At 64.0% G+C, this 16,444-nt stretch carries 14 protein-coding genes; 6 read left to right on the top strand and 8 right to left on the bottom strand.

Going from position 1 to position 16,444, the window contains the following annotated elements; genetic code table 11:
• Positions 1 to 47 precede the first annotated feature (47 nt).
• From rimO to BEK68_RS12505, 4 genes are all read left to right on the top strand, one after another.
• Complete coding sequence (gene rimO / locus BEK68_RS12520; RefSeq protein ID WP_012435882.1) at positions 48 to 1,409, top strand: 30S ribosomal protein S12 methylthiotransferase RimO; 1,362 nt, start codon at positions 48 to 50, stop codon at positions 1,407 to 1,409.
• Positions 1,410 to 1,496: 87 nt separating this feature from the next.
• Complete coding sequence (gene bktB / locus BEK68_RS12515) at positions 1,497 to 2,681, top strand: beta-ketothiolase BktB (protein WP_012435881.1); 1,185 nt, start codon at positions 1,497 to 1,499, stop codon at positions 2,679 to 2,681.
• Positions 2,656 to 3,399: a hypothetical protein gene (locus BEK68_RS12510; protein ID WP_004627087.1), complete on the top strand. Its 744-nt coding sequence runs from the start codon at positions 2,656 to 2,658 to the stop codon at positions 3,397 to 3,399. Before bktB ends, BEK68_RS12510 begins: the two co-directional genes overlap by 26 nt.
• 41 nt (positions 3,400 to 3,440) lie before the next feature.
• A complete protein-coding gene (locus BEK68_RS12505; protein WP_012435880.1) occupies positions 3,441 to 4,652 on the top strand; it encodes a cystathionine beta-lyase in 1,212 nt (403 codons plus the stop codon).
• A 74-nt stretch (positions 4,653 to 4,726) separates the two neighbouring features.
• On the opposite strand, the gene BEK68_RS12500 is transcribed toward BEK68_RS12505, so the two are convergent.
• From BEK68_RS12500 to mfd, 4 genes are all read right to left on the bottom strand, one after another.
• The gene (locus BEK68_RS12500) at positions 4,727 to 5,788 is read right to left on the bottom strand and encodes a PDDEXK nuclease domain-containing protein (RefSeq protein WP_012435879.1); all 1,062 of its coding nucleotides are present in this window, start codon (positions 5,786 to 5,788) and stop codon (positions 4,727 to 4,729) included.
• 6 nt (positions 5,789 to 5,794) lie between these two features.
• Positions 5,795 to 6,652: a phosphoserine phosphatase SerB gene (serB, locus tag BEK68_RS12495; protein ID WP_024541694.1), complete on the bottom strand. Its 858-nt coding sequence runs from the start codon at positions 6,650 to 6,652 to the stop codon at positions 5,795 to 5,797.
• A 112-nt stretch (positions 6,653 to 6,764) separates the two neighbouring features.
• On the bottom strand, positions 6,765 to 7,958 hold the full coding sequence (gene argE, locus BEK68_RS12490; protein WP_012435877.1) for an acetylornithine deacetylase: 1,194 nt from the start codon (positions 7,956 to 7,958) through the stop codon (positions 6,765 to 6,767).
• Positions 7,959 to 7,995: 37 nt separating this feature from the next.
• Positions 7,996 to 11,427 (bottom strand): transcription-repair coupling factor, encoded by a 3,432-nt coding sequence (gene mfd, locus BEK68_RS12485; protein WP_012435876.1) that lies wholly within the window; start codon positions 11,425 to 11,427, stop codon positions 7,996 to 7,998.
• A gap of 172 nt (positions 11,428 to 11,599) precedes the next feature.
• On the opposite strand from mfd, the gene ispD reads away from it, so the two are divergent.
• Both ispD and ispF read left to right on the top strand, forming a co-directional pair.
• On the top strand, positions 11,600 to 12,358 hold the full coding sequence (gene ispD / locus BEK68_RS12480) for a 2-C-methyl-D-erythritol 4-phosphate cytidylyltransferase (RefSeq protein WP_012435875.1): 759 nt from the start codon (positions 11,600 to 11,602) through the stop codon (positions 12,356 to 12,358).
• Positions 12,355 to 12,861 carry a 2-C-methyl-D-erythritol 2,4-cyclodiphosphate synthase gene (gene ispF, locus BEK68_RS12475; RefSeq protein WP_012435874.1) on the top strand — a complete coding sequence of 169 codons (507 nt, stop codon included), beginning with the start codon at positions 12,355 to 12,357 and terminating at the stop codon, positions 12,859 to 12,861. The genes ispD and ispF overlap by 4 nt, the downstream gene beginning before the upstream one ends.
• Positions 12,862 to 12,942: 81 nt before the next feature.
• On the opposite strand, the gene BEK68_RS12470 is transcribed toward ispF, so the two are convergent.
• The 4 genes from BEK68_RS12470 to ompR all read right to left on the bottom strand — a co-directional run.
• Positions 12,943 to 13,464: a carboxymuconolactone decarboxylase family protein gene (locus tag BEK68_RS12470; RefSeq protein WP_012435873.1), complete on the bottom strand. Its 522-nt coding sequence runs from the start codon at positions 13,462 to 13,464 to the stop codon at positions 12,943 to 12,945.
• Positions 13,465 to 13,544: 80 nt separating this feature from the next.
• Positions 13,545 to 14,093: a peroxiredoxin gene (locus BEK68_RS12465; protein ID WP_004627068.1), complete on the bottom strand. Its 549-nt coding sequence runs from the start codon at positions 14,091 to 14,093 to the stop codon at positions 13,545 to 13,547.
• Between the two features lie 283 nt (positions 14,094 to 14,376).
• Positions 14,377 to 15,738, bottom strand: a complete 1,362-nt coding sequence (locus tag BEK68_RS12460) for an ATP-binding protein (RefSeq protein ID WP_012435872.1) — start codon at positions 15,736 to 15,738, stop codon at positions 14,377 to 14,379.
• A gap of 33 nt (positions 15,739 to 15,771) precedes the next feature.
• Positions 15,772 to 16,444 (bottom strand): osmolarity response regulator transcription factor OmpR (gene ompR, locus BEK68_RS12455; RefSeq protein ID WP_065851738.1); only part of this gene is annotated, 673 nt, incomplete at its 5' end.

Here is a 16,444-nt window from a genome sequence, read left to right as displayed (position 1 = left end):
CACCCCACGTGCGCAGCGCAAATCCTCTCCCACATCAGGTTGTTCCCATGTCCGACGTCAGTACCCAGAGCCCCAAGGTGGGGTTCGTCAGTCTCGGTTGTCCCAAGGCCTTGGTCGATTCCGAGCAGATCATCACCCAACTGCGCGCGGAGGGGTATGAGATTTCCGGCACGTACGGCGGGGCGGACCTGGTGGTCGTCAACACCTGCGGCTTCATCGACGAGGCTGTGCAGGAAAGCCTGGATGCGATTGGCGAGGCGCTGGCCGAGAACGGCAAGGTGATCGTGACCGGCTGCCTGGGTGCCAAGAAGGACGCTTCGGGCCAGGACATCATCACCAGCGTGCACCCGAAGGTGCTGGCTGTGACGGGCCCCCATGCGCTGGGCGAGGTGATGGAAGCGGTGCACACGCACCTGCCCAAGCCGCACGACCCGTTCATTGACCTGGTGCCGCCGCAGGGCATCAAGCTCACGCCGAAGCACTACGCGTATCTGAAGATTTCCGAGGGCTGCAACCACCGGTGCAGCTTCTGCATCATCCCGTCGATGCGCGGCGATCTCGTTTCGCGCCCGGTGGCCGAAGTGATGCTGGAGGCGGAAAACCTGCTGAAGGCCGGCGTGAAGGAACTGCTCGTTATCTCGCAGGACACCAGCGCTTATGGCGTCGATGTCAAATTCCGCATGGGCTTCTGGAACGGCCGCCCGCTGAAGACGCGCATGACCGAGCTGGTGGGCGCGCTCGGCGAATTGGCGTCGCAGTACGGCGCCTGGGTGCGCCTGCACTACGTCTACCCCTATCCGAGCGTGGATGAGGTGATGCCCCTGATGGCTGAGGGCAAGGTCCTTCCCTATCTGGACGTGCCGCTGCAGCACGCCCACCCGGACGTGCTCAAGCGCATGAAGCGCCCCGCCAACGCCGAGAAGACGCTGGACCGCATCCGCGCCTGGCGCGAGGTGTGCCCGGAGCTGACCATCCGCAGCACGTTCATCGCGGGTTTCCCGGGTGAAACGGAGGAAGAGTTCCAAACGCTGCTCGACTTCATTGCCGAGGCCGAACTGGACCGCGTGGGCTGCTTCGCGTATTCGCCGGTCGAGGGCGCGACCGCCAACGACCTGCCGGGCGCATTGCCCGATGAGGTGCGCGAGGAGCGCCGCGCGCGCTTCATGGAAGTCGCCGAGCGCGTGTCTGCGCGCGGTCTGCAGCGCAAGGTTGGCAAGTCGCTGCGCGTGCTTGTGGACGAAGTGAATCAGGACGGCGGCATCGGCCGTTCATCGGCGGATGCCCCGGAGATTGACGGCCTCGTCTATATCGCGCCGCCGTCGAAGCCGTACAAGCGCTATAAGGCGGGCGATTTCGTGTCGGTCAAGATTACCGGCGCGGATGGCCACGACCTGTGGGGCGAGGTCTGATCCTCTTAGGTAGTCGTACCTAAATTTTGCGAACGGTCGTGCGTTTATACTGGCCGCCATCCAATTTCGATGGCACAGGAGACAGCAATGGCACGTGAAGTGGTGGTGGTCAGCGGCGTTCGTACCGCAATCGGGACGTTTGGCGGCAGCTTGAAGGATGTGGCGCCGTGCGAACTCGGCGCGCTCGTCGTGCGCGAGGCGCTGGCCCGCGCCGGGGTGAAGGGCGAGGACGTCGGCCACGTGGTGTTTGGCCACGTGATCAACACCGAGCCGCGCGACATGTATCTCTCGCGTGTGGCCGCAGTCAACGGCGGGGTGTCGGCCGAAACGCCCGCATTCAACGTCAACCGCCTGTGCGGCTCTGGCCTCCAGGCCGTGGTGAGCGCAGCGCAAACCGTGCTGCTGGGCGATGCCGATATCGCCATTGCCGGTGGCGCGGAAAGCATGAGCCGCGCGCCGTACCTGGCGCCTGCCGCCCGTTGGGGTTCGCGCATGGGCGACGCCAAGATGGTCGACATGATGCTCGGCGCGCTGCACGACCCGTTCCACACGATCCACATGGGTGTGACGGCGGAAAACGTCGCCCGCGAATTCGGCATCAGCCGCGAGCAGCAAGATCAGACCGCGCTGGAGTCCCACCAGCGTGCATCGCGTGCCATCCAGGCCGGCTACTTCAAGGACCAGATCGTTCCGGTGACGATCAAGTCGCGCAAGGGCGATATCCAGTTCGATACCGATGAGCACGTCCGCCACGACGCGACCATCGACGACATGACCAAGCTCAAGCCGGTCTTCACGAAAGAAAACGGTACGGTGACGGCGGGCAACGCTTCGGGCCTCAACGATGCAGGCGCGGCGCTGGTGCTGATGGAGCGTTCGGTGGCCGAAAAGCGCGGCCTCAAGCCACTGGCCCGGCTGGTGTCGTACGGCCATGCGGGCGTGGATCCGAAGATCATGGGTATCGGCCCGGTGCCGGCCACGCGCAAGGCGCTGGAGCGGGCAGGCCTGTCGGTCAAGGATCTGGATGTGATCGAAGCCAACGAGGCATTTGCCGCCCAGGCTTGTGCGGTGACGAAGGAACTCGGCCTGGACCCGGCCAAGGTCAACCCAAACGGTTCGGGCATTTCGCTCGGCCACCCGATCGGCGCAACGGGTGCGCTTATCACGGTCAAGGCGTTGCACGAGCTGCAGCGCATCGGTGGTCGCTACGCGCTGGTGACCATGTGTATTGGTGGAGGACAGGGCATTGCGGCGGTGTTCGAGCGCATCTGAACGCATTTTCTCGATTGAACGCCTGATTCGGCCAACCGGCGCGTTGCTTGCGCTGGTGCTGGCCGCAGGCGTGGCGCCGGTGTCTGCCCAGACGCCGGCCGCCAACAACGGCTACGAGGTGTCGACCGGCAGCACCAACGTGCAGCCAGGTGACCTGGGCCTGAACCGCGCCGTTGCCGATGGCGACAAGCGTCGCGCTCAGGCCAGGAGGGGCGACAACGGCTTCTCCGCACAGACCGCGTCGCCGCGTGTGTTGCAACCGCAGCCCGACTACGCGAAATACCCTGTCTACACAGGCGCAATTGGCGACATGCCGATCCACATGCGCCTTGGCCGCAAGGCCGGTGAAATCGACAGCGTCCACGGCGAATACGTCGCGGGCAACGCGGCGGGCGTTCGCTTGGTGGCCGGCGAATACGAAAACGGCGGCTTCCTCATGGAGGAGTCCGATGACGGTACGCACGTCACAGGCACCTGGGAAGGCGCCATCGACGGCCACGGCATTGTGCGCGGCACGTGGACGGACGTCGCCCACGACGGTCATACGCTGCCGTTTGTGCTGCGGCCCGTCGCCGTGGTCGTGATTCCGCCGTACGATGCCGCAGCAAACAGCAATGCGGCCTCGCCAGCCACGCCAATGACGCCGCTGGTCCCAGCGGGGCCTGGTCAGATTGCACCACCGGCCGGCAGTCCAACACGATCAAGCGCGCACTGGTAAGCGGCCGCAAAACGCTCATACGCCATCAAACAGGAAACCACGTGAACGACGACACCAAGCTCCCGCCCATGTTTCCCGCGACCCAGGCTGTGCATCCGGAATTGCATATCCCACCGGGCTTCACGGCGTTCTCGCATGCCACGCATCGTGCGTCGACGGTGGTGTTCAAGAATCTCGCAGACATGCGTGCCTTCGGTAGCGGCAGTGTGGTGCACTGGCGCTACGGCCTGCATGCCACGCCGACATCCGACACGCTGTGCCAGGCGCTGGCGCAGATCGAGGGCGGCTCACACACGCTGCTGCTCCCATCAGGGCTGGCGGCGATTTCGCTGGTGTACTTCACGCTCGTCAAATCCGGCGACGACGTGTTGATTCCGGACAACGCCTACGGTCCGAACCGCGACCATGGCGAGTGGATGGCACGCCAGTTCGGCATCACCGTGCGCTATTACGATCCGATGATCGGCGCCGGCATTGCCGACCTGATCCGTCACAACACCAAACTCGTGTGGCTCGAAGCGCCGGGTTCGGTGACGATGGAGGTGCCCGATTGCACGGCCATCGCCGAGGTGGCGCGCAAGGCCGGCGCCATTACGGCAATCGACAACACCTGGAGCGGTGGCGTGTATTACCAGCCGTTCGAGCACGGCATCGACATCTCTGTGCAGGCGCTGACCAAGTACCAATCGGGTGGCAGCGACGTGCTCATGGGCGCCGCCATCACCAACGACGAAGCGCTGCACTATAAGCTGCTTGCCACACGCATGCGCATGGGTTGGGGCGTTTCGGCGGACGATTGCTATTTCGTGTTGCGTGGCATGCCGAGCCTGCCAACGCGCCTGGCTGCACACGATGCACACGCCCGCGAAGTGGCCGAATGGCTGGCGGATCGGCCCGAAATCGTGCGCGTTCTGCACCCGGCACTGCCTGATTGTCCGGGCCACGAAAACTGGAAGCGCGACTTTACCGGCGCGAGCGGCTTGTTCTCGATCGTGCTGCACGAGCGCTATTCGCAGGCGCAGATCGACGCCTTTATCGAAGGGTTGCGCTACTTCGCGATCGGTTTTTCGTGGGGCGGGGCCCACAGCCTGGCGTTGCCGTACAACATTCCGTCGATGCGCACGGCGACCGCCTGGCCGCCGGCCGATTGGGAAAACGCGGGCGGTTTCGTGCGTCTGTATATCGGGCTGGAAGATCCGCGTGATTTGATTGCGGATTTGAAGCAGGCGATGGAGGCGCACCTGCGGGCTTGACCTTTCAAGCTTCAGGCGGCGGTGATGGCGGGGCGTGCGAGTTGATCGTGGCGCCCCGTTTTCAATCGTCGTGGCTACAGCGTTTCAAGCAGGCGCGCAATGGTTTCAGGCGAAGGCAACTGGCCCTGTAACTCCTTGGGCAGACTCTTGGTGATGGCGTAAGTCGCTACGCCAATCGGCTTCGTTGCGTCGCGAAGTGCATATTCGACGATGGTGCGCTTCTTTTCTTTGCACAGGATGATGCCGATGGACGGGTTCTCGTCGTCCTGGCGAACCTGCTCGTCCAGAGCGGCCAGGTAGAACTGCATCTTCCCGACAAACTCGGGTTCGAATTTGCCGATTTTCAGTTCGATGGCCACCAGCGAGCGCAAGCGGCGGTGGAACAGCAGCAGATCGATGAAATACTCGTCGCCATCCACTTCAAGCCGGTATTGGCTACCCAGGAAGGCAAACATGCCGCCCATTGCGCGCAGAAAATCTTCGATGCGGGTGATCAGCGCGCGCTCCAGCTCCCGTTCGCTGTGCTGGTTGCCGAGTTCGAGAAAATCGAAGGCGTATTCGTCTCTGACCGCCAGCTTGGCTTGCGCGCGCAGGGCCGGCGTCAGCGCCTTGTCGAAATTGGTCTGGCCCAGGAGTGACTTTTCGTAGCTCTGGTTGTCGATCTGGTGTGCCAGAACGCTTTTCGACCAACCGAATTTGCGCGTCATGCGCAGGTAGAACTCGCGCTCTTGAGCGTCTTTGCAACGCTCAAGAATGAGCAGGTTATGGCTCCACCCGATTTCTCGCACCAGAGGTGCGAGTTTTGTTGCGTCGCGGTAGGTCTCAAAGAAACCCTTCATCCGCCAGAGGTTGGATGCCGAAAAACCGCCCGTGCCAGGAAAGCTCGCCTGCAGGTCTGTGGCGAGTTGCTGCACGACCGCTTTACCCCAACCCTCGGTTTGCTGCCGCGCCACGATCATTTGGCCGATGTCCCAATACAGTCCCACCAGCTCTTTGTTGACCGCCCGTAGGGCCGCATATTGCGCAGCCTGGATGCGCGCCCTGATCTCGGTGAGCAAGGCGGCGTAATCCTGCGCATCTACCGTTTCTCGCACCACCGGTGCGAGTTTTCTGCGGGCAGGCGGGCGGGTCGCCATCGCGGCTTATTGCTGCGGAAACAGATTCAACAAGCCATCCAGGCCGACAACGTTGAACGCCACGTCGGCCTGTGCCTGCACGATGGGCTTGGCGCGGAACGCGACCGACAGGCCCGCCACGCCCATCATCTTCAGATCGTTCGAGCCGTCGCCCATGGCAATGGCGTTGTGCGGCGACACGCCCAGATCCTGGCAGAACGCCTTGAGCGTCTGCGCCTTCACATCCGCATTGACGATCTCGCCGAGCACGCGGCCGGTCAGCTTGCCATCGACGATCTCCAGCGTGTTGGCGCGCGTACGGTCGAGGCCCAGGCGCTCCTGCAGGCGTGAGGTAAAAAATTCGAAGCCGCCCGACACCAGCAGCGTACGGATGCCCAGCGCCTGCACGGCCTTGAGCATCTTTTCGGCGCCCAGGGAGAGCTGCAGGCGCTCGGCGTAGACGCGCTCCAGCACGCTTGCATCCAGGCCCTTGAGCAGTTCGACGCGGCGCGTCAGGCTCTCGTTGAAATCCTTGATCTCGCCCCGCATCGACGCTTCGGTGATGGCCGCCACTTGCGGCTTGAGTCCGCAGAAATCCGCAATTTCGTCGATGCACTCGATGGTGATGAGCGTGGAATCCATGTCCATCGCCAGCACGCGGAAATCGCCGAACGTCCATTCGTCGGGAATCCACGCGTAGTCCATCTTCAGGTTGGCGCAGATGGCATCAAGCTGGACGCGTAATTCGCTGGGCAGTTCGTGCACCCATTCGATGGCCGCGACGTTGGGCGCGCGCATCTCATAGGTGGCGCTGCCGAACAGGCTTCGGACGGATTCAATGTCACCGGTGGACAGCGGCGACGGGCTTTGCAGAATGACGGGCATGGGGTGAAAGGAGCGGGGAGCGGGCGGTTCGGCGCCGGGGAAGCCCGCTATTGTAGCGAACGCCCCGGGCGGCATGCGCCCCACCAAAAGGTGAGGCATTGCTGTGTAAGCGTTAGGCGGACGCGGTCTCGACCATCAGGCTGCGCGCCACCTTGGCGAGGAAGCGGTCGCAGGCGTCGAGCTGGGCCAGTTCGACGTATTCGTTGGCCTTGTGCGCCTGTTCGATGTTGCCCGGACCGCACAGCACGGCTGGAATGCCGGCACGCTGGAAGAGGCCGGCTTCCGTGCCGTAGGCGACCTTGCGCTTGTCGTTGTCTTCGGTCAGCACACGCACAAGCTGCGTGATGGCGGCTTGCTCGGAGGCGTCCAGCGACGGCGCGGCGGCAATCTCGTCGAGTTCGATGTGGGCGTCAGGATGCTCCCGCTGCATGGCGGGCTCGATGGTCTCGCGCACGTAGCGCTCGACGCGTGCGCGGATGGCCGGCGCATCCACGCCCGGCAGGTTGCGGAATTCAAACACCAGCTCGCACAACGCCGGGATCGTGTTGAGTGCGATACCGCCGTTGATGAGACCGGTCGACGCCGTGGTGAAGGGCACATCAAACGCGTCGTCGAATGGGCCCTTGGCGCGGAATTCATCGGCCAGGTCACGCACGAAGCAGATGATGCGCGCGGCGTATTCGATGGCGTTCACACCCTGCGGCGTGAGCGACGAATGCGCGGCGCGGCCGTGCACACGGCAGCGGTACGCGTTGATGCCTTTGTGGGCGACGATCGGGCGCATGGAGGTGGGTTCGCCGACGATGCAGCCGGCAGGCTTGATGCCGCGGGCGATCAGGTCTTCAATCATGCGCGGCGCGCCCACGCAGCCGACTTCCTCGTCGTATGACAGCGCAAAGTGCACAGGCTCGCGCAGTCTGGCCTGGAGCAGCGACGGCACCAGCGCCAGCGAGGACGCGATGAAGCCCTTCATGTCGCACGTGCCGCGTCCGTAGAGCTTGCCGTCGCGCACTTCCGGCGCAAACGGGTTGCTGTCCCATTTCTGGCCATCCACCGGCACGACATCGGTATGGCCCGACAGTACGATGCCGCCTTGCACGCTGCCGTCCGCTGCCGGAATGGTGGCGAACAGGTTGGCCTTGTTGCCATCGTCGTTATGCGACAGATGCGACTCGAGGCCGACGCCGCGCAGGTAGTCGCGCACGGTCTCGATCAGCGCCAGGTTGGAGCCGCGGCTCGTGGTGTCGAAGCTGACGAGCTTGTTCGTCCAGTCAAGCGTGGAGAACGGGGTGAGGGCGGTGCTCATGATGGTTTCCTTGTTCTGACGGGCTGATCCTACTGGATCACGTCAATTGCCGCATGGCGTGGCGAATGGTCTGCGCCAGCGCGGCGAATTCGACCGGAATGTTCTCGATACGCAGCCGATCTTGCCCCGCCAGCTTGATCTGCCGGTTCTTCTGCACGAGATCGATGATCTTGATGGCGTCAACGGGCGGGTTCGGGATGAACTGCAGCGTGACGGCGTTCGCGCCGGTGTCGATCTTGCGGATGCCCAGCGGCGCGGCGGCAATGCGCAGTCGGTGCGTTTCGATGAGCGATTGCGCCTGCGGCGGCAGCTTGCCGAAACGGTCGATCAGCTCCTCCTGGATATTGTCGATCGTCTCGCTGCTTTCGCAGTTGGCCAGGCGTTTGTACAGCGACAGGCGCTCCTGCACATCGCCGCAATAGTCCTGCGGCAGCAAGGCCGGCGTGCCGAGGTTGATCTCGGTCGTGGCCGCAAGCGGCGCCATCAGATCGGGTTCCTTGCCGGCCTTCAGTGACTTCACTGCCTGGTTGAGCATGTCGGTGTAGAGCTGGAAGCCGATCTCGGAAATCTCGCCCGATTGCTTGTCGCCCAGTACCTCGCCGGCGCCGCGGATTTCGAGATCGTGCATTGCGAGATAGAAGCCCGCACCGAGTTCTTCCATTTGCTGAATGGCTTCAAGCCGGCGCTGTGCCTGCTTGGTCAGGCCGTCTACGTCATGCACCAGCAGATACGCATATGCCTGGTGGTGCGAGCGCCCGACGCGACCGCGCAATTGATGCAGTTGCGCCAGGCCGAACTTGTCGGCACGGTGGATGAGGATCGTGTTTGCGGTCGGCACGTCGATGCCGGTTTCGATGATCGTCGTACACAGCAGGATGTTGGCGCGCTGGGCCACGAAATCACGCATCACGCGTTCCAGTTCGCGTTCGTGCATCTGGCCATGGGCGACGACCACGCGCGCTTCCGGAATCAGCTCTTCGAGCTTGGCGCGCTTGTTCTCGATGGTCTCGACCTCGTTGTGCAGGAAATAGACCTGGCCGCCACGTTTCAGCTCGCGCAGGATGGCCTCGCGCAGCACGCCATCTTCCTCGCGGCGCAGGAACGTCTTGATGGCCAGCCGCTTTTGCGGCGCGGTGGCGATCACGGAGAAATCGCGCAGGCCTTCCAGCGCCATGCCCAGCGTGCGGGGGATCGGCGTGGCGGTGAGCGTAAGAACGTCCACCTCGGCGCGCAGCGTTTTGAGCGTTTCCTTCTGGCGCACGCCAAAGCGATGTTCCTCGTCGATGATGACGAGCCCCAGGCGGTCAAACTTCACGTCCGGCGAGAGCAGCTTGTGCGTGCCGATCACGATGTCGATGGTCCCGGCGTTGATGGCTTCGATCGCGGCGTCGATTTCTTTCTTGTTCTTGAAACGCGAGATCTCGGCAATGCGCACCGGCCAGTCGGCAAAGCGGTCGACCAGCGTCTGGTAATGCTGTTCGGCAAGCAGCGTGGTCGGGGCCAGGATGGCCACCTGCTTGCCACCCATGACCGCCACAAACGCGGCACGCAGCGCGACTTCCGTCTTGCCGAAGCCGACGTCGCCGCAGACGAGCCGGTCCATCGGCTTGCCCGACGTCATGTCGGCGATCACTGCCGCGATGGCGGCGGCCTGATCGGGAGTTTCCTCAAAGCCGAAGCTCTCGGCGAACGTCGCGTAGTCCTCGGGCGTGAGCGGGAATGCAAAGCCCTGGCGCAATGCGCGCCGCGCGTACAGGTTCAGCAGTTCAGCCGCCGTATCGCGAATCTGCTGCGCCGCCTTGCGCTTGGCCTTTTCCCATTGGCCGGAGCCGAGCGAATGCAGCGGCGCGGTTTCCGGATCGGCGCCCGAGTAGCGCGAGATCACGTGCAACTGATGCACCGGCACGTAGAGCTTGCTGCCCTTGTCGTAGTCGAGGTGCAGGAATTCTTCCTCGCCGTTACCCATGTCGATGGACACCAGCCCCTGGTAGCGCCCGATGCCGTGCTCGCTGTGCACCACCGGGTCGCCGATCTTCAACTCGGCCAGATCGCGCACCATTGAATCGACGGCGGTGGCCTGTTCCTGCTTGCGGCGACCTGCGCGGCGCACGGTCTGCGCGTACAGCTCGGTCTCGGTGATGAGCGCGATGCGTTCGTCGCCGAGGATGAAGCCCTGGTACAGCGGTGCCACGCCCAGCACGAACTTGGCATCGCCGCTCATCAGGTCCGCAAAGTCCGCGACGCCTTCGGGGTGCAGGCCGCTGGCGGCAAGCATTTGCGCAAGCGTTTCGCGGCGGCCTGCGGATTCGGCGCAGATCATCACGCGGCAGTTGCTGCGCATCAGGAACGATTCGAGATTGACCAGCGGGTCTTCCGCGCGGCGGTTGACGGCAACGTTCGGCAACGGCAGCGAAAGCGGTGCATCGCCGGGCTCGGCGCGCAACACCAGACGTGCGTGCGGCTTGGCGGCGACGAAGAACGCCTCTTCATCCAGATACAGCGCAGACGGCTGCAGCAGCGGGCGCTCGCGGTCGTGGCGCATGAAGTTGTAGCGCTGCGTGGTGTCGGCCCAGAAGCGGCGCACCGCGCCTTCGATGTCGCCCACGAAGGCAAGATGCGTGGTGCCCGGCAGGTAGTCGAACAGCGTCGCGGTCTCGTCGAAGAACAGTGGCAGGTAGTACTCGATGCCGGCGCTCGGCACGCCGTTGCCGATGTCCTTATAGATGGGCGAGCGCGTCGGGTCCCCCTCGAACACCTCGCGCCAGCGTCCGCGGAAGGCAGTGCGCGAGGCCTCGTCCATCGGAAATTCGCGGCCCGGCAGCAGGCGGACTTCGTTCACCGGGTAGAGGCTGCGCTGCGTGTCTGGGTCGAACGAGCGGATCGTCTCGATTTCGTCGCCAAACAGGTCCAGCCGATACGGCAGCGGAGAGCCCATCGGGAACAAGTCGATCAGGCCGCCCCGCACGGAGTATTCGCCTGGCCGCATCACGGCGCTGACGTGCTCGTAGCCGGCCAGCGTGAATTGCGCTTTCAGCGCCGCCTCGTCCAGCTTTTCGCCCTTTTTGAAGAAGAACGTGTAAGCGGCGAGGAATGATGGCGGCGCCACGCGCTGCAGCGCCGTGGAGGCAGGCACGAGCAGGATGTCGCACGCACCGTTCTGCAGGTCATGCAGCGTCGCCAGCCGCTCGGAGATCAAATCCTGGTGCGGCGAGAAATTGTCGTACGGCAGCGTTTCCCAGTCCGGCAGCAGCTTCACGCGCGCCTGCGGGGCAAACCAGCGTAGCTCCTCCGCCAGGCGCTGGGCATCGACGGCATTGGCGCAGACCACCGCCAGCATCGGCGCCGCGGCGCGATGCTGCTCCAGGTAGCGTGCCAGCAGCAGGGCATCTGCCGCGCCCTGCAGGCCACTGAAGACGAAGCGCGCGCCCGGTTTGACGGCGGGCAGGGCAGAGAGCGAAAAATCGGACATGAGGCGTGAGGTTGTGTGGGGCACGACTGCAAGACAAAGCACGACACCCCGCCGGCATGTGCAGGCGGGGTGTCGCGACGCAGAGCGCTATTATAAAATCCGCGCCAGCCGCGCGCTTGGGCGGGCCAAAACCCACGCAAATGCTGCGCCCACGTTCACTTTCCCGCCTCTCATGTCGATTTCACACCCTGGCCGACGCCGTTTTGCGCTGATTCCCTCGGCCGGCACCGGCTCCCGCGCCGGCGGCGATCTGCCCAAGCAATATCAGGTGATTGCCGGGCGGCCGATGTTGTGGCACACGGCGCAGGCATTCCTGGCCAGCCCCGAAATCGACACCGTGCTGGTCGTGACAACGCCCGGCGCACAGCCGCTCGTGCAGCGCTTTCCCGAGGGCGGTTTCAACGCGCCCAAGCTGGTGGAGGTCGATTGCGGCGGCGACTCGCGCCACGCATCCGTCACGCATGGGCTGGCGGCGTTGCGTGGTCTCGGTGCGCACGATGACGACTGGGTGCTCGTGCATGATGCGGCGCGTCCGGGCCTGACGCCCGCACTGGTCGCGCGTTTGGTCGCGGCCGTGGAGGCCGGAGGCACGCAAGCTGCGGGAGGCATCCTTGCGCTACCCGTGGCAGATACGCTCAAACGTGCCGATGCGGCTCAGCACATCAACGCCACCGTGCCGCGCGATGGCCTGTGGCAAGCGCAGACGCCGCAGATGTTTCCGCTTGGCCTGCTGGAGCGCGCCTTGCGGGAGGCGCTGTTGCAACAGCGCATCGTCACCGACGAAGCCAGCGCCATTGAAGCCGCCGGTCACCCGCCGCTGCTTGTGCCGGGGGCGCTGCGCAACTTCAAGGTGACGTATTCCGACGATTTCGCACTCGCCGAGGCCATCCTCGCGCAGCGCGCACAACCCAACGAGGCATCGCAAGCATGAACTGGATGGACATCCGCATTGGTCAAGGCTATGACGTGCACGCGCTGGTGGAGGGCCGCAAGCTGATCCTGGGCGGCGTGGAGATTCCGCACACACGCGGTCTGCTCGGCCACTCCGACGCCGATGCGCTGCTGCATGCGATTACCGATGCATTGTTCGGCGCCGCCGGCCTGGGCGACATCGGCCGGCACTTTCCCGACACCGACCCGGCCTTTGCCGGCGCCGACAGCCGCGTGCTGCTGCGCGAAGCCGTGCGCCGCGTGCACAAGGCCGGTTATGCGGTCGGCAATGTCGACGCCACCGTCATCGCGCAGAAGCCCAAACTCGCACCACATGTGCCTGGCATGGTTGCCAACTTAGCGGAAGACCTCGGCATTGCGCCCGAGCGGTGCAACGTCAAGGCCAAAACGAACGAGAAGCTCGGCTTCGAAGGCAAGGAGGAAGGCATCGTCGCGCAGGCGGTGGTGTTGATCTATCGCGCAGAAGCCGCCGAGCAGGACTAAGTCCGCGTCGCCATCACGCGGAGGCAAGCGGCAGCACCGGAGCGATCCGGGCTGCCGTTTTCGTTTGCTGAACTGGTGCGGCTATTCGGCCGCGATGACTTGCGCTGCCGCGTTGATGACAGCCGCAATGCGACCAACGTCGCGCAATTGCTGCGCGCTCATGCCCTGGTGATTCTTCAGCAAGTCGTAGTGCGATTTAATGCAGAAATGGCATTTGCCGATGATGGACGCGGCCAGGGCATACATCTCGAACCGGCGTTTGTCGACGCCGCCGTTGTTGGCGTAGGCGTTCATGCGCAACTCCGCTTTCTGCTGCGCGAGGTCAGAGTCGTCGGCCATCTCGACGTACGGATACCAGACGTTGTTCATGCCCATGAGGGCGGCGGCGGTCAGCGCGCCGTTCACCTCCTCGGGGGATAGCACCCCGGCATTGCGGATGGCGTCGGTCAGCACCTTGCTCTTCGTGGCAAAAGCGGCCGCCAGCGCGACGCCCACGGCATCATTGCCCTCCAGCGAGGAGCGCGCGATCGTGCCATCCAGATTCAGGCGGATGTCCTTGGCGTAGTCGGGAATCCGACCCTTGATCGTCTGCAGAAATTCCATCGATGTCTCCTGTCAGCGGCGGCTGAAAAAGAAAGCCCGCGCAGGGGCGGGCTTCGGCTTCGGAGGGCGCCGCGTGGCCGTTACAGCGTCGCACCGCCGACTGCGCGGTTGCACGGGCACAACTCGTCCGTCTGCAGGCCGTCGAGAATGCGCAGCACTTCGTCCGGGTTGCGACCCACGTTCAGGTTGTTGACCGACACGTGCTGGATGACGTTGTCCGGGTCGACGATGAAGGTGGCGCGCAACGCAACGCCGGCCTCATGCTCGCGTACGCCAAGCTGGTCGACCAGGGCACCCGTCGAGTCGGCAAACGACCATTGGTTGAGCTTGTTCAGGTCTTTGTGCTCGCGGCGCCATGCGAGCTTGACGAATTCATTGTCGGTCGAGCCGCCGAGCACGATGGTGTCGCGGTCGGCAAAGTCATCGTTCAGTTTGGCGAAGGCAACGATCTCGGTCGGGCAGACGAACGTGAAGTCCTTCGGATAGAAAAAGATGACCTTCCATTTGCCCGGGAACGAGGTCTCGGTGATGTCCTCGAACGCCGACTCGCCGTTCTCTTCGTGATTGTTGAACCCGGGCTTGACGCCGACGACCTTGAACGGTTCGAGCTTGTCACCAATGGTCTTCATGAGCTTCTCCTTGAGTTGTGTGGCAATGGGTACGAAACCCAAGCGGGGACTTGCAGACACACGCTCACCGGCCGTCCGGTCCGACTGGAGGATGTTCGGACGGAGACGAAGAACGCGCAGGCGCGCAGCCTGGCGGCTGGAGTATTGGCGATGAATTCAAAACCGGCCAATTGATATTCTCAACGCCAGCCATAGCGCTGCCCGCCGCCGCACCTTATCGGCGACGCATGACAGGCGTGGGAAGCAGGGGATATGCCCGGGAGAGGCCGCGCAGTGTGCCGGATCAGGCGCGCGCGTAGCAGGCGCTGACGAGCAGTCCCGTTTCGGGCGGTGTGCGGTTCTCAAGCACGAGGCGGCCGCCGCTGCGCTGCAGGATGCGATTGACGATCGACATGCCCAGCCCGGCGCCCTTGGCTTCGCTGCGTGCCGATTCAAGGCGGTAGAACGGCCGGGTGAGCAATGCAAGCTGGTTGGCCGGCACACCTGTACCGCGATCGGCCACGCACAATACAACCTCGTTGCCTTGCAGGAACGTGCTGACGGTGATCTCTGCGCGGTTCGTGCCGGGGGTCTTGCCGTAGCGGCGTGCGTTTTCGATCAGGTTGTCGAGAATGCGCTGTGTTTCCATGCGGTTGCAGCGGGCGATGGCCTCGGGCGCGAGCTTGAGTGTCAGGTCGATATCGTCATGCGCAGAGTAGACGGGCGCCGTGTCGCGCACGAGTTCGGTCAGGTCCACGTCCTCGAGCATCTCCCCGCTGGGGCGCGCGTAGTCCAGGAACTGGCCGATGATCGCGTCCATCTGTTCGATGTCGGCCACCATCAGTTCGCGCGTCTGCTCGTCGACGGGGCTCATCTCGGTTTCCAGGCGCAGGCGCGTAAGGGGCGTGCGCAGGTCGTGCGAGATGCCGGCCAGCATGACGGCGCGATCGGCCTCGAGCTGCTTGAGGTCGCGCACCATCTGGTTGAAGCTGTGATTCGCCTGCGCCACTTCGGTGCCGCCGCCTTCGGGCAATGCCTTCGGGTCGTCTCCGGCGCTGATGGCGCGCGCTGTATCGGCCAGGCGCTTGAGCGGCTGGTTCACGCGTGACGTAATGAACGCCGCGCCCAGCACCGACAGCACCAGCGCCGCCATCGACCACCACAGCCATTGCAACCCCGGCACGTGCTCGAAACGGTCCGGGCTGATGGCGACCCAGTAGTCGTCGCCCTCGATCTGGAAGCTCACCCACACGCCCGGGATGTCGTTGACGGCCGTGGCGATCACCGCGTCGGCCCCGAGCCGGTTGCGGATCTCCTGCTGGACAAGCTGCGTCAGGTAAGGGTTGGTGTGCGGCTCCCGGTATTCGTCTTCCTTCTCGCGTGGGTAGACCTTGATGCCCTCGTTCTGCACGAGATCGAGCAGCAGGAAGCGGCGTCTCGACGGATCCGAATACAGCAGCGCCGCCCGCGTGAGCTTGACCACGCTGACCACCTGCATGGCGATCTGCTGCGCGCGCGGTTCACGCTCGAAAATACGGAAGCTCTGGAACCACACGCCCAGAGAAATCGCGATGAGCAATGCGATCAGCATGAAGGTTCGCCAGAACAGCGAACCAAACACACTGATCAGCAGATGCCGCAACGCGGCCGGACGCGGGATGCGCAAGTCGGATGCGGAAGAGAAAGGTTGCTCGGGTGCTTACTTGGCGCCGTCGGGAATGAACACGTAGCCCAGGCCCCACACGGTCTGAATGAAGCGCGGGTTGCTGGCGTCAGGTTCAATCAGCTTGCGCAGACGCGAAATCTGCACATCAAGGCTGCGATCGAACACTTCGTATTCGCGGCCGCGCGCCATTTCCATCAGCTTCTCGCGCGATAGGGGTTGGCGCGGATGGCGTGCAAACACCTTGAGCACGGAGAATTCGCCCGTCGTGAGCGTGATCTCTTCGTCGTTTTTCTTGAGCGTGCGCGTGGCCAGGTTGAGAACGAAATCGCCAAAAGCGAACGTTTCCGGCGTCTCGGACGGCGCACCCGGGATTTCGGCGGGGCCGCGGCGGCGCAGCACGGCGTGGATGCGCGCAATCAGTTCGCGGGGGTTGAACGGTTTGGGGAGGTAATCGTCCGCGCCCATTTCAAGGCCGACAATGCGGTCGACGTCTTCGCCCTTGGCGGTGAGCATGATGATCGGCGTCTGATCGTTCGCGCCGCGCAGGCGACGGCAGATCGACAGGCCGTCTTCACCCGGCATCATCAGGTCAAGCACGAGCAGGTCGAAGCGCTCGCGCAGCCAGAGTTTGTTCATGGCCGTGGCGTTTTCCGCCACCAGCACGGTGAAGCCCTGTTCCCCCAGGTAGCGGCGCAGCAGGTCGCGC

The organism is Ralstonia pickettii, from assembly GCF_001699815.1.
In the GTDB taxonomy this organism is placed as follows: domain Bacteria; phylum Pseudomonadota; class Gammaproteobacteria; order Burkholderiales; family Burkholderiaceae; genus Ralstonia; species Ralstonia thomasii.
The sequence above is the reverse complement of the archived record's forward strand: the minus strand, read 5'-3'. Positions and strand labels throughout refer to the sequence as shown.

Bases quoted from the DNA above. Each gene is read 5' to 3' on its own strand.
- rimO (WP_012435882.1), top strand. From the start codon at position 48: ATGTCCGACGTCAGTACCCAGAGCCCCAAGGTGGGGTTCGTCAGTCTC.
- bktB (WP_012435881.1), top strand. From the start codon at position 1,497: ATGGCACGTGAAGTGGTGGTGGTCAGCGGCGTTCGTACCGCAATCGGG.
- BEK68_RS12500 (WP_012435879.1), bottom strand. From the start codon at position 5,788: ATGGCGACCCGCCCGCCTGCCCGCAGAAAACTCGCACCGGTGGTGCGA.
- serB (WP_024541694.1), bottom strand. From the start codon at position 6,652: ATGCCCGTCATTCTGCAAAGCCCGTCGCCGCTGTCCACCGGTGACATT.
- argE (WP_012435877.1), bottom strand. From the start codon at position 7,958: ATGAGCACCGCCCTCACCCCGTTCTCCACGCTTGACTGGACGAACAAG.
- mfd (WP_012435876.1), bottom strand. From the start codon at position 11,427: ATGTCCGATTTTTCGCTCTCTGCCCTGCCCGCCGTCAAACCGGGCGCG.
- ispD (WP_012435875.1), top strand. From the start codon at position 11,600: ATGTCGATTTCACACCCTGGCCGACGCCGTTTTGCGCTGATTCCCTCG.
- ispF (WP_012435874.1), top strand. From the start codon at position 12,355: ATGAACTGGATGGACATCCGCATTGGTCAAGGCTATGACGTGCACGCG.
- BEK68_RS12470 (WP_012435873.1), bottom strand. From the start codon at position 13,464: ATGGAATTTCTGCAGACGATCAAGGGTCGGATTCCCGACTACGCCAAG.
- BEK68_RS12465 (WP_004627068.1), bottom strand. From the start codon at position 14,093: ATGAAGACCATTGGTGACAAGCTCGAACCGTTCAAGGTCGTCGGCGTC.